Origin of the sequence: Brevibacillus sp. HD3.3A (assembly GCF_013284375.2) — a bacterium.
Classification (GTDB): domain Bacteria; phylum Bacillota; class Bacilli; order Brevibacillales; family Brevibacillaceae; genus Brevibacillus; species Brevibacillus parabrevis.
This window is the reverse complement of the sequence record NZ_CP085874.1, coordinates 3,103,665-3,121,832: the sequence shown is the minus strand read 5'-3', so window position 1 is coordinate 3,121,832 and position 18,168 is coordinate 3,103,665. Positions and strand designations below refer to the sequence as shown.

General features: G+C 51.6%; 17 protein-coding genes and 1 pseudogene. 6 read left to right on the top strand and 12 right to left on the bottom strand.

Annotated elements, in window-relative coordinates; all coding sequences use genetic code 11:
- Nucleotides 1-69 precede the first annotated feature (69 nt).
- The 3 genes and pseudogenes from HP435_RS14950 to HP435_RS29275 all read left to right on the top strand — a co-directional run.
- Nucleotides 70-1,266 (top strand): NAD(P)/FAD-dependent oxidoreductase, encoded by a 1,197-nt coding sequence (locus HP435_RS14950; RefSeq protein WP_173599360.1) that lies wholly within the window; start codon nucleotides 70-72, stop codon nucleotides 1,264-1,266.
- 44 nt (nucleotides 1,267-1,310) lie between these two features.
- On the top strand, nucleotides 1,311-2,174 hold the full coding sequence (gene sigJ / locus HP435_RS14945; protein ID WP_173599359.1) for an RNA polymerase sigma factor SigJ: 864 nt from the start codon (nucleotides 1,311-1,313) through the stop codon (nucleotides 2,172-2,174).
- A gap of 555 nt (nucleotides 2,175-2,729) precedes the next feature.
- Nucleotides 2,730-2,882: pseudogene (locus HP435_RS29275) on the top strand (recombinase XerD); the annotation flags it as partial.
- 213 nt (nucleotides 2,883-3,095) lie between these two features.
- Here HP435_RS29275 and HP435_RS29080 read toward each other — a convergent pair.
- The 10 genes from HP435_RS29080 to HP435_RS14900 form a co-directional block, all read right to left on the bottom strand.
- The gene (locus HP435_RS29080) at nucleotides 3,096-3,230 is read right to left on the bottom strand and encodes a hypothetical protein (RefSeq protein ID WP_255679047.1); all 135 of its coding nucleotides are present in this window, start codon (nucleotides 3,228-3,230) and stop codon (nucleotides 3,096-3,098) included.
- 584 nt (nucleotides 3,231-3,814) lie between these two features.
- On the bottom strand, nucleotides 3,815-4,507 hold the full coding sequence (locus tag HP435_RS14940) for a DUF4241 domain-containing protein (protein ID WP_173599358.1): 693 nt from the start codon (nucleotides 4,505-4,507) through the stop codon (nucleotides 3,815-3,817).
- Between the two features lie 107 nt (nucleotides 4,508-4,614).
- Complete coding sequence (gene deoD / locus HP435_RS14935) at nucleotides 4,615-5,322, bottom strand: purine-nucleoside phosphorylase (RefSeq protein ID WP_122966507.1); 708 nt, start codon at nucleotides 5,320-5,322, stop codon at nucleotides 4,615-4,617.
- 124 nt (nucleotides 5,323-5,446) lie between these two features.
- Entirely contained in the window at nucleotides 5,447-6,235 is a 789-nt protein-coding gene (locus HP435_RS14930) for a glycosyltransferase family A protein (RefSeq protein WP_229049679.1), read from the bottom strand.
- Nucleotides 6,165-7,052, bottom strand: coding sequence for a glycosyltransferase family 2 protein (locus HP435_RS14925; RefSeq protein ID WP_173599356.1), 888 nt, complete (start codon nucleotides 7,050-7,052; stop codon nucleotides 6,165-6,167). The genes HP435_RS14930 and HP435_RS14925 overlap by 71 nt, the downstream gene beginning before the upstream one ends.
- 179 nt (nucleotides 7,053-7,231) lie before the next feature.
- Nucleotides 7,232-8,455: a D-alanyl-D-alanine carboxypeptidase family protein gene (locus tag HP435_RS14920; RefSeq protein WP_122966510.1), complete on the bottom strand. Its 1,224-nt coding sequence runs from the start codon at nucleotides 8,453-8,455 to the stop codon at nucleotides 7,232-7,234.
- A gap of 83 nt (nucleotides 8,456-8,538) precedes the next feature.
- Nucleotides 8,539-9,354, bottom strand: coding sequence for a GTP pyrophosphokinase (locus tag HP435_RS14915; RefSeq protein WP_122966511.1), 816 nt, complete (start codon nucleotides 9,352-9,354; stop codon nucleotides 8,539-8,541).
- A 15-nt stretch (nucleotides 9,355-9,369) separates the two neighbouring features.
- The gene (locus HP435_RS14910) at nucleotides 9,370-10,245 is read right to left on the bottom strand and encodes a M23 family metallopeptidase (protein ID WP_122966512.1); all 876 of its coding nucleotides are present in this window, start codon (nucleotides 10,243-10,245) and stop codon (nucleotides 9,370-9,372) included.
- A 101-nt stretch (nucleotides 10,246-10,346) separates the two neighbouring features.
- On the bottom strand, nucleotides 10,347-10,604 hold the full coding sequence (locus tag HP435_RS14905) for a hypothetical protein (RefSeq protein WP_063231451.1): 258 nt from the start codon (nucleotides 10,602-10,604) through the stop codon (nucleotides 10,347-10,349).
- A gap of 190 nt (nucleotides 10,605-10,794) precedes the next feature.
- Complete coding sequence (locus HP435_RS14900) at nucleotides 10,795-10,995, bottom strand: alpha/beta-type small acid-soluble spore protein (protein ID WP_005836264.1); 201 nt, start codon at nucleotides 10,993-10,995, stop codon at nucleotides 10,795-10,797.
- 248 nt (nucleotides 10,996-11,243) lie between these two features.
- Between HP435_RS14900 and HP435_RS14895 the strand changes: the two genes are divergently transcribed.
- Entirely contained in the window at nucleotides 11,244-12,122 is an 879-nt protein-coding gene (locus tag HP435_RS14895; RefSeq protein WP_122966513.1) for a 5'-3' exonuclease, read from the top strand.
- Between the two features lie 106 nt (nucleotides 12,123-12,228).
- On the opposite strand, the gene HP435_RS14890 is transcribed toward HP435_RS14895, so the two are convergent.
- Both HP435_RS14890 and HP435_RS14885 read right to left on the bottom strand, forming a co-directional pair.
- Nucleotides 12,229-13,992, bottom strand: a complete 1,764-nt coding sequence (locus tag HP435_RS14890) for a VWA domain-containing protein (protein ID WP_173599355.1) — start codon at nucleotides 13,990-13,992, stop codon at nucleotides 12,229-12,231.
- Nucleotides 13,993-14,004: 12 nt separating this feature from the next.
- Nucleotides 14,005-15,306, bottom strand: a complete 1,302-nt coding sequence (locus HP435_RS14885) for an AAA family ATPase (RefSeq protein ID WP_122966527.1) — start codon at nucleotides 15,304-15,306, stop codon at nucleotides 14,005-14,007.
- Between the two features lie 263 nt (nucleotides 15,307-15,569).
- On the opposite strand from HP435_RS14885, the gene HP435_RS14880 reads away from it, so the two are divergent.
- Entirely contained in the window at nucleotides 15,570-16,967 is a 1,398-nt protein-coding gene (locus HP435_RS14880; protein ID WP_173599354.1) for a hypothetical protein, read from the top strand.
- A gap of 132 nt (nucleotides 16,968-17,099) precedes the next feature.
- The gene (locus HP435_RS14875) at nucleotides 17,100-18,134 is read left to right on the top strand and encodes a YkvI family membrane protein (RefSeq protein ID WP_173599353.1); all 1,035 of its coding nucleotides are present in this window, start codon (nucleotides 17,100-17,102) and stop codon (nucleotides 18,132-18,134) included.
- Nucleotides 18,135-18,168 lie beyond the last annotated feature (34 nt).

Below are 18,168 nucleotides of genomic sequence, written 5' to 3'. Positions count from 1 at the left end.
ACGTATTCGATGTCACAAGTCAGAGCCTTACGTTGTTATATGTGCAAAACGTTAAGGAGCTGAGGAAAGATGAACGACTTAACTTGCGTAATCATTGGAGGAGGCCATGTAGGTCTTCATTCGCTTAAAGCGATAAAGGAAGAAACACATGGAATGGTGAACGGACGTCGTCTTCGGTTTGTTCTGATCGACAAGCAATCCGGTCATATGCGCAAAATGCTGTTGTTCCGGCCGGCTGTTGGCCAGGAAGACATTATGGTTCCGTGGACACATTATTCGTTCTCAGAAGGTGTCGAATTCGTTCAAGGCAAGGTTACGTCCGTGGACAGCGGGGCAAAACAGATTCAATATGAAGATACGCATGGTAATCATGCTCTCATGCCATATGATATTCTGGTCGTAGCGGTCGGGAGCATCGTTCGGAGACCGGAACCTGATCGGGGCGGCATCGCCTTGACCGATCCGCTAGCTGCGGCGGCCATCCGGGAACGCTGGCATACTAACTTGCGGAAGGCAGTTAGTGAGATGAATCCTGAGGAACGAAAGAGATTGATGTCGATCGCGGTTGCGGGCGCGGGCATCAGCGGCGTTGAGACATCTGCCGAGCTGGCGCTTGAGATGCGGAGAGAAGCATCGTCACTAGGGCTGAACCCCTCAGATATCTCTGTTTATTTGTTGAGTGGACAAAAACGATTGTTCATGGAAGGGCCCGAAAAAGTCGGGATAAAATTGGATCAGGCTCTCAGCAATTGCGGCGTAAAAGTTCTTTACAATCGTAAAGTGACAAAGGCGGAAGAAGATGCGGTGCAGCTCAGCAATGGCGATCGTCTGCCCGTTGGTCTATGTATCTGGACAATTGGTTTGATTCCGAATCCCGCCCTTCAAAGCATGGGATTGCCGCTTACTTCGGATGGTCAAGTGCTGGTGGATGAATGTTACCGCGTCCAAGGAGCGCAGGGCGTGTACAGCATCGGAGACTGTGCAAGAATCGTTGATCCGAGTAATGGTAAGGCGGATCTGATGAGAGCCGGAGAAGGTGCGCTGCAGGCAGATAAACTGGGGAAAATCGTAATGGCCGATCTGGAGGGCCGCCCTGCCCCGGTTCACAAATCCCCTAGCTCGATAATCGATTTCTTCTGTATCGGCTTAGGAGAAGATCGCGGGTTTGTATGGGGAAGAAAGTGGGGGCTTAATATGTTCATAACGGGAAAACTGGGGTGGAAAATCAGAAAACTGGCGTGGGACAAAGGCAGCATGCTACGCTAGCAAATAGATACCACAATCAACAGCCGAAATGAGTGAGATGATGGATGGAGGAATTGTTCGTTCAGTATAGAGCGCTTATGTTCACTCTGGCATACCAATTGACAGGTTCCGCAGCAGACGCTGAAGATGCGGTGCAGGACGTGTTTGTCAAGGCGTGCCAAGTACATCCCGAACGTCTAGATGAGCCTAAGGCTTATTTGTGCAAAATGGTAACCAATCGTTGCCTCAATCTGCAGAAATCGGCACGGAAGAAGAGGGAGTTGTACGTCGGTCCATGGCTCCCCGAACCGGTTCGGACGCAGGAGGCGGAATCGCTCGAGACGACAGTCATCCGCCGGGATCTGCTGTCATACGCGATGCTTGTACTGCTCGAGCGGCTGACGCCGACAGAGCGGACGGTCTTTGTCCTACGTGAGGCGCTAGGCTTCGACTACCCTGAAATTGCGGAACTGCTCGGCAAGCAAGAGGCGAACTGCCGTAAGCTGTTAAGCCGGGCAAGAAACAAAATGGGCATCGCCGAGGATGAGCAGGTTGCGGCCGAAGTAATCGAATTGGAATGGGTTAGCCGATTCCTCATCACTCTGGAGCAAGGGAACGTTGATCATCTAATGTCGCTGTTGGCCGAAGACGTCATGTTCGTCGCCGACGGAGGCGGGAAAGCAAAAGCGTTCAGGCATCCGGTGAAAACACCCGAGCTCGTGGCTCGAGTTCTATTCGCCGGAATCCAGAAGTTAAGGTCCTATTCCCAGGGAGATTTCCGTTTCGAGGTTGTCCCTCTGAACGGGGAGACCAGCATCATAATCCGTTTGGGGAGCGAAACCGTGGCTGCAGTATTCATCCAACTCCGACACGGAAAGCTTACGCGAATCTATGCTGTACGTAACCCGGATAAGCTTGCCCAGGTTTAGGTAGTGAAATGAAATTTTCATAAACCATACAACAAACAGGAAACGTTAGATCAACAATACAGCGGCAGTCTATAACTTTATTTTCTCGTTCAGGCCTGCCGCCGTTTGAAATACTACTATAAATTGGACACATATACACAACGACTCTTTGGGCGAACACTTCTACGGTGTTCGCTCTCTTATATGGTTGTTCATGAGAGTGCTGGGTCTACCTGTTTACCTAACAATATCATTATTATTCAAGTCTGCATCGAATAGTATGTTTACAGGGAGGGGTAGGTTATACAAACACTATTGTCTGTCATCCGGGATTCCCAGAGCGTAGCGGGGGTTTTGGTCAATCGGTAACAAAACCATTAGGGGAAATTGGTGAGCAAAGGAAAGAATACGTATAAGAGGCATAATTAATGAAAAGAATCATCCAAAAATTTAATTATGCTAAGCACGATCAAAAAATAAAAGTTATAATATGATTGAAACTCAGTTCATGAAAATGCTATTTCATGAACTGAGTTTAATAAGAATGAACTTAAACGGCACTAATTAAGACATACATGCGCAACCATTCTATATAACGAAGGAAATGCAGATCTACTGGCTATTTCTGAACTTCTTGGCCATAAAGACCCCAGTACTAATAAAATTTATACGAAGATCAAACAGGAAAAAATGCGTTCAGTGATTGAATCCAATCCATTAAACTATTAGAGATTTCCTTCTTTTCAAGTTCAAGTGGTTGCACAAATGATGCAACCACTTTTGCTTTAATGTACAGATGTTGCTTTTAAACTCTTGTACCAATGGAGTAATGTTTACGTTAACAGACAACAGTCTCAACGATTTCTGCTCTTTTTATCAGTTTACATAATATATATTATCGGACTCAAAATAATATCAAGCAAAACAGCAGTGAAGAACCACCTATCCCAGCCGAAAATGACCAACCAGCACCAGCACCAACAACAAACTCAAATCAGGCCAACCGTGCATAACCAGCCATTTGCCATACAGCCGCCACAAATAACCGGCATGATCCAAACTGTTTTCCTTCGACAAAATGCATCATCCGTCAAAGTCTCACATCAAATAGCTAATAGACGTGTAAATGCCCGGCATTGCCGATTTTCCGCTGGCTCAACAGATGCATCCCATGACAACAAATCCAAGCAAGCTTTCACAATAGCTTCAGTAGCCCCGAATCTGTGAAAGCTCTGGATCTACGAACCGTAAACCACAAACCACCACGCTCTAAGACATGTCCCTCAGACAACACCAAAAAATTCACCCATACGAAAAATAATGAAATATTTTTAAAATTATATATTTACATTTATTGTAAATTAAATTATATTATAATTAAGATCACTATGACTAAAAAACAACCACACTCACCTGGAGGTCTCGACATGACAAAAGTAAAAACAAAATCGACGGCAGCCACCACCTCTTCCAAAAAAAGATCCTACGAAGATACGCTAAATAACCTGGCCCACTACTTGGAGAAAAAACCAGGCAAACGAAAATAAAAACAAAGAGTGCCTGGCAAAAGCGGCACTCTGTTTGGCGTGAATCGAGGCTACGCCATCCTCTCTCTTCTCTTCCTTGCTCCACTACCTCTTGTCGATCCCCTCAGCCAATCGCTACTCTTCTTCTGGAGACTCCATCCAGCCTATCACGTAAAAATCCGTCAACAAGCGAACGATTTTCCCATCTGCATCGTAACCGATATAGCTTGCGTAGCTGCCATCGCCCCAGCCGGACGAAAACATGGCAATGTTTGCGCCATCCCCCATGTCTTTCACCAGCCAGTTCCGTGTGTGTTTGTACGTCTGATCCATTTCCTCCATCAATGTTTCGAAGTATGTATCATCCTGCTCCATTTTGCTCTCCAATTGTTTGCATGCCACTTCGTCCATAAAGCAGCCTGTGCCTGCGTCAACGCCGTAGCCAAAAAACTCATGAGGTGCGAGCTGAGAGACGTCCGAGTTTTCCCAGACCGCCATTTTCCAACTCACTACCGGCTTATCTGCAAACACAATCCGGGCCAAAGCGACGCGCTCATCCGGTTCCAATTCTTCCTCTGGCGACTTCGCTTCATCCAAATGCTGTACTTGTGCAATCGCGAGTTGAACCGGGAAGCTGCCTGTCGGGAATGTTTCCGTAAATGGTTCTGTTTCAAACATGACTAGCGGGTCATTGGCGACGATTTTTCCTGTTTGAATCTGGAGCTGGCCGATGTCTTGGCAGAAAAGGCGGTATTCATAGCCGTCCTGTTCCGTACGAAATCCTGCTGCAAATGCGCTTTCAAAAAAATCAGGATAATGCTCTCTCACACGTCATTCCTCCTAGCAAATCCATTTGGTATCGCTACAGAATGAAGCAACCCACTGTCATGTAGTTGCCAGCGGGTTGTCAGTCTTCGCATTCGTTTCTTGCTTGTTTATTTCGTTAAAGCTGCGTCCAGCGCTACTTCGATCATTTCGTTGAACGTCGTTTGGCGCTCATCTGCCGAAGTCTCTTCTCCGGTCAAAATGTGGTCGCTTACGGTCAAGATGGACAAGGCGTTGCGTTTATGCTTGGCAGCCAATGTGTACAGCGCGGAAGACTCCATTTCGACGGCAAGCACTTGGTAAGTCGCCAGTTTTTTGTACAGGTCAAAATTTTCGCGGTAGAAGCTGTCGCTGGTGAAAATATTGCCGACTTTGACCGACAGGTTGCGTTCAGAGGCTACTTGGTAAGCTTTGTGCAAAAGTTCAAAGCTCGCTGTCGGAGCAAAGTCAATCTGGTTGAACAGCAAGCGGTTTACTTGCGAATCAGAAGAAGCGCTCATCGCGATGATGACGTCGCGCACTTTGATGTCTTCCTGGATCGCTCCGCACGTTCCGACGCGAATCAAGTTTTGCACGCCGTAGGACTCCATCAGTTCATTCACGTAAATCGAGATAGACGGAACGCCCATGCCTGTTCCTTGGACGGAGACGCGTTTGCCTTTGTATGTACCTGTGAATCCGAGCATGCCGCGCACTTCATTGTAGCACTCGGCGCCTTCCAGGAAAGTTTCCGCAATGTATTTGGCGCGCAACGGATCGCCAGGCAGCAAAATCGTTTCTGCGATTTGTCCTTGCTTCGCTCCAATATGTATACTCATAATCGCTTGCTCCTTCTCTTACAAAAAATTTCCTACCTGACTATCGTACTACAAAAACCGAACGATGCAAAATGAAAAATAGAGAGCGATACTATGGCAGCATCGCTTATTTGAACCGTGTATGTCATTCGTCTGGTTGCTGTAAAAAGGAGATGGCCTCCAGGTGATCTCCCAAGTCTGTCAACTTGCTTTGCGCATCGCGTTCCGGCGTGATTCGCTGCTCCTTGCCTGAAAGCCGCTCAATCCTCGTGCGGATAGAAGTCACGCGCAGTTCTTTTTGCAAAGCGATCGCTTGTGCTACGGCTGGGACGAGAAAATAGTGGGCACCGATCGAGGAAGCAGCTTCCCGCGTGATGGCAAAAGGAAGATCGTTCATCGACGCACCGCCAAGCTCACTGCGATTGAGCAAGCTATTGAGGAATTGTTTGGCTAACTGCACCGGGTACTGTTCTTCCTTCACCCTTACAGGTGAACAGGCGGCGTGCCGTACAGCAATATCACCGCCGCGATAGCAGGAACGGACAAACGGCTGAAGCTCGTGGGCGGCGACGATTTGCTCCGCCGCAAGAAACAGCCACACGTCGCCCGTCGCTTCGCGCGCTCCCACTGTACGCCACACATCTTCCCCGAGCGCAAAAGGATAGACGAAGATGCGCAAGGCGCTGCCAGAGTAGGAAAGTACCTGTTCCAGCGAGCGATCTTGACTGCCGTGCACGACGACGACGATTTCCAAGGGACAGAGCTTCTCAGCCTGTTTGAGCACCTTGAGCACCGTTTTTTCATCCTGTTCGACTCCGACGATAATGCTTAGTCTGCCCTGATTCTCCCATTTTTCCACATGGCTAATGCGGACGCCTTTTGCGTCTTTGCGCTCTCTTGCGGATTCTCTTGGTCCTTTCTTTCCGTTTGGCACCCCATCCATCGGCCTCCTTGTCGTCTGATTCCTGGTAGAACACAGAACGCAGATGCAAAAGTCCTGTTTCTTGCGCCAAAATCCGGTGTCGTTCCCCATCCGGCATGGCTCCGCGCTCATTTTTATCTTGGAGGAGCATGTGAATCGCTCGCGCATGTTCCTCGAATAAGACTGATTTTGGTTTGGCTAAAGCCTGACTTGGCGGCAATTGCTTTCGTGCGGAGCGCTCGATTGGCTCACAGGTGATGGCAAGATCTTTTTTGACGGCTTTCACAAGCGCCACGGCCGGAATGCGCAAGGCTCGAAAGTCGATCGTCTCCAACGCCTTGCGGTTCAGTATGAACGGAGCCTTTTCCAACGAAGCCGAACCGAACTGCCGATGACCGAGCAACTGATTCAGGAAGGAAAAGGCGTAGCGGACAGAGCCCGGCTTCGTTTTTGCCTGTCCAAAGTCGTCTGCGCACATGACGACGTCATAGCCTTGCTGGACTTTTGCGATCCACTTTTTATAACAAGCCTGTGACAAGCCGTTTCGCTCGTCCAGAAAAAGCAGAACGCTTCCTGTGGCGTGCTTGGCGCCAATCGCCCGGCATTCGCTGCTGCTGGCATTGCTCTCGGCCGCAATCACTTTCGCTCCCCACACGTAAGATACAGAGATATCGTCCGCATGGGACTGCAACCCTGCGCAGACGATGATCATTTCCGCGCCAGGAGTCACTTGCTTGACAGCGTGAACCAAGCGCTCTACATTCCTGGCCTGGTCATGGGTCGGGATAATGACGGACAAAAGACCTTGTACATCGTGTGTAGCGTCCATCGGCAGTTCCCCCCATCGACAGAAATGTAAGGCTTTACCCATATTGTACGTTTCCCGGCAACAATAGGACACGGCTGCTATCCCCGCGCGTTCTATCCAAATCCGCATGCAAAAAAGCAGGACGATGGAAGCGTTGTCCGTCGCCCTGCTTTTGATTGCTTGCTTTGCGTTCCCTTTTGTCAATTTACGCGGCGCTGCCAATCGCGCTGCCGGACTCGACGCGCTTTGCGCGAGCGGGCGATGGCACAGCCGATCAAGAACAAATTCATCCCCAACCAGGCGATCAGCACGCTGTACCGCGCCACGGGAGGGCTGTCGTCCAATGCTAACGCCGAAGCGATTACTGTCGGTTTCGGTTGCACAGGTGGATCGTGGCGCTCTAGCGGGTAGGAAACCGCAAGTGCCCCGGCCGTGACGGAGAGCTGTCCGTCTGAAGCGAGCTGGACGAGCGGCTCCGTGCCTTTTGGAACAGTCGCGTACAAATCATCCTTTGCCGAGTAAGTCACTTGGCTGTCACTGCCCGGTGACGACACCTCTGTGTAACGCTCTCCTTTGGCGGCAATTTGCTTCGTCTCATAGCCGTTCAACCCGAAATCAAGCAGCTTGACTACGTCTTTGTACGCATAGTTGCTTGAAGCCGCTTTCATCGTGACAGCGATCATCTCCGTATCGCCGCGTTTGGCAGAGCCAACCAATGTATGCATCGCCTGATCGGTAAAACCATTCTTGATCCCGGTTGCCCCGGGATAATCGCGCAGCAGCTTGTTGTGATTGATCAGCTCCGATTTCCATTCCTTCCCGTCCCATGGCAGGCGGTTTGTGCCGACGATTTGCCGGAAAATCGGATTTTTCATCGCGTACTGGGCGATTTTGGCCATGTCGGCGGCTGTCGTGTAATGATTCGGATCGTGCAAGCCGTGTGCGTTGGCAAAATGAGTTTCTGTTACGCCCACTTTTTCAGCCAAGTAAGCGTTCAGTTCCTGGGCGAACTGCTCGGTAGTGCCGCTCATATGCTCCGCGATCGCAGTCGCAGCGTCATTTCCCGAGTGCATCAGCAAGCCGTATTCCAGTTTGCGCAGCGAAACTTGCTCGCCTTCTCCCAGGTAAACCCGCGTTCCTTCTTCAAATCTGGCTTTTTTGGAAACCGTGACGGTATCATCCGGATTTCCTTTTTCGATGGCGTAAATGCCGGTAGCGATTTTCGTTATGCTGGCAGGGTATAGCCTGACATGAGGGTTCTTTTCAAACAGGACTTGTCCCGTTGTCGCATCGATGAGGATGGCCGATTCGCCAAACAGTTGGTCTGGTGCAATCGCAGGCGCTCCCTCAGCAAAAGCCACAGGCACGTCGAGATTGACCATCACCGTGACCACAACGAGAAGGTACGTGAGTAGAAAGCGCATGTTAGTCTAAATCCTTTCCTTGCTTGTCGGGTGTTAACGTATGGCTTTTGACTATTTGATTGGATGACGCTCGGCTTTGGCCGTTATTTCAACCGCTTGCCGAGCAAATCGTGAATCATTTTGAACTTCGGATTGTCTGCAAAAGCTTCCTCGAAGCCGCTGACGTGCTCGCGGTACAAAGCTGCGGCAGACTCCAAATCTTGTTTGACGTAGAGCGAAAAAATTTCTTCCAGCTTTTCTTCAAGCGTCGAATCCACTTCCGCCGGAGTCAAAATCTCTTGGCGCAGGTTGTTCATCAACACATCGAGCTGATGGGTGATGACAGACGCTTCATGCAGCTGTTGCAGCACATCCTTCGGAATATTTCCGTCGTATTTGTAGCGCAGCTCGTGCTCGTTTGTCGCCCAGAAGTTCATGCCGAGTGTACGAATTTGGATTTCACAAAAAAGGGTACGCTTTTCGCTCCCGTGATATACGGTATAAGAAACAATCATATGGATACTGCGGTAACCGGAATCTTTCGGGTTAGCGATGTAGTCCTTGATGTCGTGAATGACGATATCTTCCCGCTCGTACAACAACTGCTGTACTTCTCTCACGTCATCGACATAGCGGCAAACTACGCGCAAGCCGGCGATATCCTGAACTTCCTTGCCGACTTCCTCTTGCCAGTTAGCTTGCTGAAAATCGATTCCCTTCTCGTTCGCCTTTTTGATGAGACTGTCCACTTTCTTGACTCGCCCCACCACAAATTCAATCGGAGAATAGCGGCCGCTTTTCAAAAAGCCGTACTTGATTCCTTTCAGTTTGAGCTTCAATTCCTCTACTGCCTGTTCATACGGTGCCAAGAAATGGACCATATTGTTCAAGACTTTGCTTGGCACATGGGTACCTCTCATAAAAAACACCTCCAATTACTTCCAGAGGAAAGGTGATGCATCAAAAAACGGCTGCGGATTTACGTACGTATTGCCAATCAACATGCCGTAATGAAGGTGAGGGCCTGTAGAAAAACCCGTCGTGCCCATTTGCCCAATCACCTGACCCTGTTTCACTTCCTGCCCGGCCTTGACGGACAGCTTCGACATATGTGCGTAGATGGAAAACACGTTTAGACCGTGATCAATAATGATCGTGTTGCCTGTCAAATAAAGCGAGTCTGCCAAAACGACCTTGCCGTTGTTGCTCGCCCAGATCGGCGTTCCTGTTTTGTTGGCCAAGTCAATCGCTGCATGGCGATTGGCAGGCACTCCGTTGACCACGCGCTGGTAGCCAAACGGGGTAGTCAACGTTCCTTTCGTCGGTACGATAAATGGTTCGGTAAAGTACGGAGTCGCCCGTGAGCTTGCGCGAGCGGCGTTGATTTTTTTCTGATCGGCATCGATGCGGGCCGTATCCTGACGCATGGCATTCATTTGCTTGCTTACCGTCAGTTTGTCCACTTCGAACTTTTTCGGTTGAACCGTCACGGCAACAGACAGCTTTTTGTCTGCCGATTGCAGCTTGTAGTCTCCCGGCTTCACGTCAAATGGAATCGGGATAAATCGGGCATACTCGTTAGAAGAGGACTGCAAACGGTATGTTCGCGAAAAGAGCGTGACCGTTTGAGGCTGTTTGCTGCGCACCAAAATAACATCGCCGGGATACGTCTTGGCTGGCGTCACGCTAAGCGATGGTTGTTGTTTCTCTGCACTCGCGTAAGCGCCTTCCAGTACCTGGCTGTAAACGGTCGTTCCGGACGTGAGCGTCAACGCAACGACCATCATTAAACTGACCATCGATTGGAACATAAGCACGCTCCCTCCCATTTTCTAGTATAACAAAACCAAACTTGAAAGGAAAAAGAAAAAGAAGGCTATCCGACTAGCCTTCTCCAGTCACAGCAGCTTTTTTACAGTTTCTTCGTGTAGTCTGCCATCATGTCCATGATCGATTGCACTCCGGTCAGCATTTCGCTGGCCCGTTTCGTTTTTTGCGAGATGTTGTCAAAATCAAGCCGCCCTCTTTTGCGATCATTCCAGCGTTTGAACAATTCTTCCGCCATGCCGGGATTGCTCCTGACTGCCCGGACGCGCATGGAGTCTTCCACGACCCACGCTTCGAATTCAGGATTTTCCTTCAGAAGCTTTTTCACTTCTTTTTTCTTCATCGTCGAAACGTCACTCCTTTCGCATGTACAAACAAGAATAGAGAGCTGTTCGTTACACCATATGACTAGTCCGCGAATGTGCTTGTGTGTTTGCACCCTGTCTAAAAGAAAGGGCTGCAACGCAAAACAAGAGAGGCCCCGTAGAAGGGACCTCTCTTCATCCAGCTATTTACTTGTCCGAGCGATGAGCTTAGCGGCCAGCCATTTGTTGCTCAGCGAAACTTACCAGACGCTTCGTAATTTCGCCACCAACCGAACCGTTTTGGCGAGAAGTAGTGTCTGGGCCGAGATTTACACCAAATTCAGATGCAATCTCATACTTCAGTTGATCCAGAGCTTGGTTCGCTTGAGGAACTACCAGGTTGTTGCTGCTTCCGTTGTTGTTAGCCATGATTGATTCCTCCCGACGCGTTTTTTTCTCCCGGGACGGATTTGAACCGCCTGCTGCTCGCCTCTCACCGACTGAGACCGGAAGATGATTTTGAGGGCCAAGAGGTGGTTGTCAACCTCTTGTGATACTATCATCCCACGAGATCGCATCTCCATACGCTCCAGCGAAATGTAAAATCTGACAAAGTTGTCCCGGCCCTTTATGCTATAATGAGGCGTATAGTTTGGAGCTGAGAGGGGTTAGCTTTTGTGAGTGAATCAGGAAAAGTATTGCTCATCGACGGCATGAGCTTTTTATTTCGCGCGTTTTACGGGTCTGCCTGGGGCGGTGCCTATCGGCAAACATCTACAGGTATTTACACGAATGCGGTGTACGGTTTTACGAAAATGATGCTGGATTACGCCGAACTGGTGCGCCCGACCCACCTGATCGTCGGCTGGGATGTGGCGTCGCGCGAATCGCTCGTGCGCAGCCAATGGTTTGACGGCTACAAGTCCAATCGCACGGCGCCGCCGGACGAGCTGATCCCGCAATTCGACCTGGTCAAGGAACTGACCGCTGCCTTTTCCGTCCCGAACATTGGCTGTCCGGGATACGAGGGTGACGATGTGCTCGGCACGCTGTCCACGCGTCTGTCTGACGAAGGACATGAAATCGTCATTGCGACGGGCGACTATGACAGCTTGCAGCTCGTCGATGAAAAAGTCAGCGTGAAAATCCTGAAAAACGGCGGCAAGCATGAGCATTACAACCCGGCGAGCCTGCTTGCTTTGCGCGGGATTTCTCCGGAGCAGGTGGTGGACGTCAAAGCATTGATGGGCGATACGTCCGACTGCATTCCGGGCTGCCCGGGAATCGGGGAAAAAACGGCGACGAAGCTGATTACGGAGCACGGCAACCTGGACAACCTGTACGAAAACTTGAAAAACTGCACGCCAAAAATGCGCAGCAAGCTGGAAGAACATCGCGATCAGGTGTACTTGAGCCAGAAGCTGGCGACGATTATTCGCGATGTGCCTGTGGAGTTTTCCATGGAGGAAGCGGCCTGGACGTACGATTCCTCGACTGTGCTTGGCAAATTTGAAGAACTCGAATTTGGCCGCAGTCTGGCGACAAGAGTAGGTTAATCATAAAGCCGATAACCGCTGCGCTCCGACTTTTCCCGTAGAAGTCGGAGCGTTTTTTCGTGTTTACCTGTCTCGGCGACACAGTGAAAAAACACCTCGCTGGCTATCAACGAGGTGTTTGCTTGTATTGGCTTGCTTTTTGTGCTTGCTCCTGGCGGGAAGACTCAAACACGTCGAGCAATAGCCCGGTATTTTCTTCCCCTTCTGCCTCCCAGCTCGTAGCGAAGCGAACCCGATGGGAGACGCCCAACAAATCGTACGTCTGGACAAGATGCTGTCTGGCGGAACCGACAATCAGGCTGTGCAGGCGCACTTGTTTCTTTTGCCCGAGGGCAACCAGCTTTTCCTGCACGTAGGGCGAGATTCCGCCAATGCCGTCCGTGACCATCACAAAATCGGCTCCTTGCCACGCTTTTTCCGTCTCGACAAGCTCCATCGCCCGCTTCATCGGCGCATCAAAATGCGTCCCTCCGCCAAAGACCATTTGCGCCAGACTGTAAAAAGCCGCCCAATCCGGCTTGCGATGATACAGCGGCTGCTCCTTCAACTCTCCTTTTGCGCCGAACAAAAGCAGGACGAAATCCCGCTTTTCCAGCATGGACAGGGCGGCAAACGTCATGAGAAAAATTTGCGCCAGCCGCAGCTTCGCGCCGCGCATCGAATGAGAGGTGTCCAGCATGCAGATGACAGGCCCTTTCGGCGGTTCCTCTACCCAACCGGACGTATCGTACGTCATCAGTTTTTGCTCCACCCATTTGAGCAGGAAGTAGTTCTCGAAGTCCGGATCGGCGAGCAGTACCGCTTCGCCTGGCAGCATGTGGGCAATATCGCCCGATTGCCGCAAATCGTAGTATTCCTCCGGCAAATGACGGGAACGAATTTCTTTTCGCCGTACCCGAAAGCGATGCACCTGACGACCGACCTCGTTTAAAAAGGCAACCAGATCGGGATGGCGCTTCAATTTTTCGATCCACTTCAAATACTGCTCAAAGCTTTGCCTGCGCAGCTTGCCCAAGTCGTGACCCCAACTGCGGTTGGCAAAACGCTGGCTTGCGGCGAACACTTCATCGACAAACAGCGTATCCAGCTCTTCTGTGGAAAGCGTTCCTTTCAAAGACTGCTCCAGCCACTGGCCGAGTTCTTTTTCCAGCGCGTCCATGGCGTCTTTTTCCTGCTTTTGCAGACGATCAAGCTGCTTTTCCCGCTGCGCCAACTCTTCCTCCAGCTTTTTCACTTTTTGCAGCAGTTTGGCTCGCTTCGTGAACTGCACGCTCATTTCCTCGCGAAGCTGTGCGATTTTCGTTTGCAGAGCGAGAATTTCCGCACGCACGAGTGGCTTGTTGTCCAGCGCCTCCTGCTTGTCTTCCACCACACGCTTGCCTTGTTGCAGCGTATAGCCGACAAGCTCCAGCTTCGCCTTTTGCTTTTCCGTCAGCAAATCAGCCACCTGCGCCTCTTTTGTCCCTTCCTGTCCCTCCTGCTCTTTCAGGCCAGCGAGCAGCGGAGTGAGCTTGCGGTCTTTCTGGCGCTGCTTCACTTCGTCCGCGAAAGTCTCCGTGAGCCACAAAAGCGACTTGATCGCCGTCTTGAAGGCGGCACTTTCGTTGCCCATCGTCCGGGGATGGATCATTCGCGTAAAATACTGCTTCATCAGCGTGCGAATCAGCCAATGGTGAAAAGGGGTCGATTCCTGGCTTGCATCAATCTCGGGCTTTTCCAAGTAAAACACGAGAAAAAAGTCTGCGAGCAGCTCGCGATCAAACCACTCGGCACGGGTTTGCGCTTCTAGTACCCATTCCTGGGCTGTGCGCGAAGCAGCGAGATACGTCTCAAACAGATAGCGATCGACCCCGCTGGCACGAATCATCATCGTCGCTACCCCCTATAACGTAAAATCGTACTCCGCTCCGGCAATGTCTTTATCGAAAATCGTCCGGTACGTCTTCTGCAACTGCTGCAAAATGCGCTCGCCTTCGATACGCAAGTACGAGTATTTGACCGTGTATTTTTCCACGTTGTGAATCAAGCGGTTTTTTTCCAGCACATACGCCCCGAGATCGTGCTCGCGCTTTTCCCACTGGATCAGGCGGTTGCGCAAATCTTTGGCCGTCTCTTCCAACTCGGCCCGACATGCTTCCAGCAGCTGTCCGTTGCGCTCCACGGCTTCTTTGCCCAGCTTGGCGCCGACTTCCTTTTTGAACTGGAAAGCGTGCAGTTCCGATTCCTTTTCCTTCCATTTATCTGCGGTTTGCTGCAAGCGCTGCAAAGGCAGTTCGTTTTCCAGCTCAGTCTTGAGCATTTGCGTGAATTGCTGCTCGAACAGCTCGCGCATGACCGGCAAGTCTTCCGGCAAGTCCCACAGCATGTGCGGCGTAAACACCGTATCCCAGATCGTCACCTGCTCCCGGCCGTGCAGGGCGGCAGACGTGCGCCACACCCCGGCGATTTTGCTCCAGCGGCGGTCGGACAGCACGTAATCTTTTGCTTCCATGTCCTGTTTGATCCGGTACAGGAAGTAAATCAGCGCCTCCGGTATGGTCACTTGCTTCGCCGCTGCCTGAATGTCTTTCATATCGTACAGCGAGAAAACGACGGGAAGCGGGCCGCTCGGCAAGGAAAACATCCGCTCGTAGCTCGACGCCTGCTGCAAGTAATGAACTTCGTAACGGAACAGAAAACGGTCGTACAGGGCACTCAACTGCTCGTCATCTTCCGGCAGCTCGTTGGAAGCCGCCATTAAAAATTGCAGCGGGACTTCTTCCCGCTCCCGGCCGTTGAAGTACAGCCGCTCATTCAAAATGGACAGCAAGGCGTTCAAAATCGCACTGTTCGCCTTGAAAATTTCGTCGAGAAAGGCAAACTGCGCATTCGGCAAATAGCCTTCCGTTTTTCGCACGTAATGGTCGAGCTTCAACTGTTGAAGCGACACGGGGCCAAAAATCTCGTCTGGCGTGGTAAAGCGGGTCAACAAGTATTCAAACCAATGCTCAGAGCCGAACAACTGTGCCACGGAGCGAGCCAGCTGCGACTTCGCCGTTCCCGGCGGGCCGATCAGCAGCGCGTTTTCCCCGCTCATCATGCCGAGCATCAAAAGGCGTATCAATTCACTTCGCTCCAAAAAACGGCGCTCCAACAGCTCGATCGCCTGATCCATTTTTCGCTGGATTGGTGTTGTCGTATTCATCGTCGTTTGGCGCACTTTCGCATCATTTCGCATCATCACGAACGGCGCCGTTCCCCCTCTCTTGCCTCGTGCCCTCATCATCGATAAGTAGATCGTGCTTGGCTTGCCTCTTGCTCATTTAATAGTGGCATATTGTGGACGAAAATGCCAGTTTTCGAAGCGTCAGCCTTCTTAGGCGCACGGGCTTTCACCCATGAATTTGCTTGTGCATATGGTGTGGCAAAAGGGTGTAAGCGACTCGAAAAAACGAGAGGAGGTACAGCATGGGGATTGAACTTGCGTGGTTGCACGGTGTGTATGTGTTGTTCGTACTCGGCATCATTTTCATGATGGTTATGCGCAGGGACACCAGCTTGATCAGTATCGTCGGAATCGCGCTGCTGGGTCTGGTTGCCACCGGATCAGTGACGTCAGCCATCGGCGGGATTTTCGGCAGCTTCATTTACGCCATAACCGAGCTTTTGCCGACGATTTTGGTCATCTGTATTATCGTGGCGATGAGCCATGTGCTGACAGATACAGGGGTCAACGAAACGATGATCCGCCCGATGACCCATTTGATTCGCAATGCTACATTGGCGTACTGGGTGATCGGGATTGTGATGATGGTCATTTCTTGGTTTTTCTGGCCATCGCCTGCCGTCGCCCTGATCGGTGCGGTCATGCTGCCCGTTGCCTTGCGCGCAGGGCTGCCTGCGATGGGCGTGGCGATTGCGATGAACCTGTTCGGGCACGGAATTGCGCTCTCCGGCGACTTTGTGATCCAGGGAGCGCCGACGTTGACAGCGAAGGCGGCGGGCTTGCCTGTTCAGGACGTCATTTCCGCCAGTGTTCCGCTCGTGATCGTGATGGGCTTGGTCACGACGATCATTGCCTTCTGGTATTTGAAAAAAGACATGCGGCTGGGGAATATTCCGGCGTCCACAAACGACACGCCAGCAACCGATCACGTCTTTAGCGCGGCGCGTGTTCCGCTGCCAACAGGCACCCGGCGTTTGCTTGCAGCGCTCGTTCCGCTTTTGTTTGCGCTCGATGTGGCCGCGATGTTCGCCTTCGATTTGCGCGGCGGCGATGCGACAGCGCTGGTCGGGGGAACCGCTCTCCTGATCTTGCTGATCGCGACGATGCTTACCCACAAACAAAAAGGGCTGGAACAAGTGACCAGCCACCTGATTTCCGGTTTTCAGTTCGGATTTAAAGTGTTTGGGCCAGTCATTCCGATTGCCGCCTTCTTTTACATGGGCGACAGCGGGTTTGTCAAAGTGTTCGGTGAGGTGCTTCCGGCAGGCTCGCAAGGTATCGTCAACGATTTGGGCGTGGCACTCGCGCACACGATTCCGATCAGCAAAGAAGTAGCGGCGCTGACGGTAGCGGCTGTCGGCGTCATCACAGGGTTGGACGGTTCGGGCTTCTCCGGCATTACGCTGGCAGGCTCTCTCGCCCAGCTGTTCGCGACCGCGCTCGGGGCAGGCGCTGCTACCTTGACCGCTCTCGGACAGATTGCCGCCATCTGGGTAGGCGGCGGAACGATTATCCCCTGGGCCTTGATCCCCGCTGCCGCGATCTGCGGCGTCGACCCGTTCGAGCTGGCGCGGCGCAACTTGTATCCGGTCGCAATCGGCCTTTTGGTGACGACAATCGTGGCGATGTTCCTTTTGTAGCTATCAAACAGATTTTGATCCATAAAAAAAGACGAATGGCCTAGTCGCCGTTCGCCTTTTTTTCTTCTGTTTTGGCCCAAGCTTCATACACTTGTACTAGCATCCCATTTGGAATGGAAAGGAAAAAACGCTATGAAGCTGTGGGGAAAAAGTATCCAGGTCGCGGCGACTTACATCGGCACCGTCGTGGGAGCCGGATTTGCGAGCGGCCAGGAAATTCTCGCGTTTTTCACTTCATACGGCCATGCTGGCACCGTCGGCATTTTGCTCGCCACGTCGCTGTTCGTCTGGCTTGGCTACAAAATGATGCTTCTCGCCCATCAGCTGCGGACCCCTTCGTATGAATCGTTCAACCAAAAGCTGTTTGGCCCGATGATCGGCCGCACGATGAATGTGCTGGTCTTTTTGACCTTGTTCGGCGTCACGACCGTCATGCTTGCCGGGGCTGGCTCTGTATTGGAGGAGCAGTTCGCGATTCCGTATTTGGCTGGAACAGCCGGGACGGTTTTGCTCGCGCTGTTGATCTTGAGAAAAGGGCTGGATCAGCTTCTCTTGGTCAATGCGATCGTCGTCCCGTCCATGCTCGTCTTCGCCCTGCTGATTTTGCTCGACAACAGCGTCGAATCTCCCTTGCCGCTCGCCAAGCCCTCCAACTACGCCTTCCTCTGGAAAACGATTCTTTACGTGTCCTTCAATCTGGCGATGGCCCAATCTGTCCTGATCCCGATCGGTTATGCGATCCGCGAAAAGGTTGTCCTGTTCCGGGCCGCCGTCATCGGTGGAGTCGTGCTCGGTTTCATGCTGCTCGTCGTGCACACGGCCATGTTGGCAAACTGGGATGACGTGCGCTTCATGGACATTCCGATCTTGTTCATCACGGATCGCTGGAACGAATGGCTTCAGCTGTTTTTCGTGTTTGTCCTCTACTCCGAGATTTTTACCACGCTCATCTCCAACGTGTTCGGGATCGGTCAGCAATTGCGCGAGCTGGTGAATTTGCCGGAGTCGAGACTTTATCTGTTTCTGTTCGTGGCGGCTTTTGTCTTGTGCCTCATCGGCTACAGCCAGCTGCTCATGTTTTTGTACCCGTTGTTTGGCTATTTGGGGCTGTCTACGCTGTGCCGCATATCGGTTCCTGCGATACGGTTGCCGCGCGGGAAGTGGTGAGTGGCGCGTTCATGGATGGATGGCACGGATGGAG

Bases quoted from the DNA above. Each gene is read 5' to 3' on its own strand.
- HP435_RS14920 (WP_122966510.1), bottom strand. From the start codon at position 8,455: ATGCGCTTTCTACTCACGTACCTTCTCGTTGTGGTCACGGTGATGGTC.
- deoD (WP_122966507.1), bottom strand. From the start codon at position 5,322: ATGAGTATACATATTGGAGCGAAGCAAGGACAAATCGCAGAAACGATT.
- HP435_RS14925 (WP_173599356.1), bottom strand. From the start codon at position 7,052: ATGGACGCTACACACGATGTACAAGGTCTTTTGTCCGTCATTATCCCG.
- HP435_RS14885 (WP_122966527.1), bottom strand. From the start codon at position 15,306: ATGAATACGACAACACCAATCCAGCGAAAAATGGATCAGGCGATCGAG.
- sigJ (WP_173599359.1), top strand. From the start codon at position 1,311: ATGGAGGAATTGTTCGTTCAGTATAGAGCGCTTATGTTCACTCTGGCA.
- HP435_RS14915 (WP_122966511.1), bottom strand. From the start codon at position 9,354: ATGAGAGGTACCCATGTGCCAAGCAAAGTCTTGAACAATATGGTCCAT.
- HP435_RS14950 (WP_173599360.1), top strand. From the start codon at position 70: ATGAACGACTTAACTTGCGTAATCATTGGAGGAGGCCATGTAGGTCTT.
- HP435_RS14880 (WP_173599354.1), top strand. From the start codon at position 15,570: ATGGGGATTGAACTTGCGTGGTTGCACGGTGTGTATGTGTTGTTCGTA.
- HP435_RS14905 (WP_063231451.1), bottom strand. From the start codon at position 10,604: ATGAAGAAAAAAGAAGTGAAAAAGCTTCTGAAGGAAAATCCTGAATTC.
- HP435_RS14875 (WP_173599353.1), top strand. From the start codon at position 17,100: ATGAAGCTGTGGGGAAAAAGTATCCAGGTCGCGGCGACTTACATCGGC.
- HP435_RS14900 (WP_005836264.1), bottom strand. From the start codon at position 10,995: ATGGCTAACAACAACGGAAGCAGCAACAACCTGGTAGTTCCTCAAGCG.
- HP435_RS14890 (WP_173599355.1), bottom strand. From the start codon at position 13,992: ATGATGATTCGTGCCAGCGGGGTCGATCGCTATCTGTTTGAGACGTAT.
- HP435_RS14910 (WP_122966512.1), bottom strand. From the start codon at position 10,245: ATGTTCCAATCGATGGTCAGTTTAATGATGGTCGTTGCGTTGACGCTC.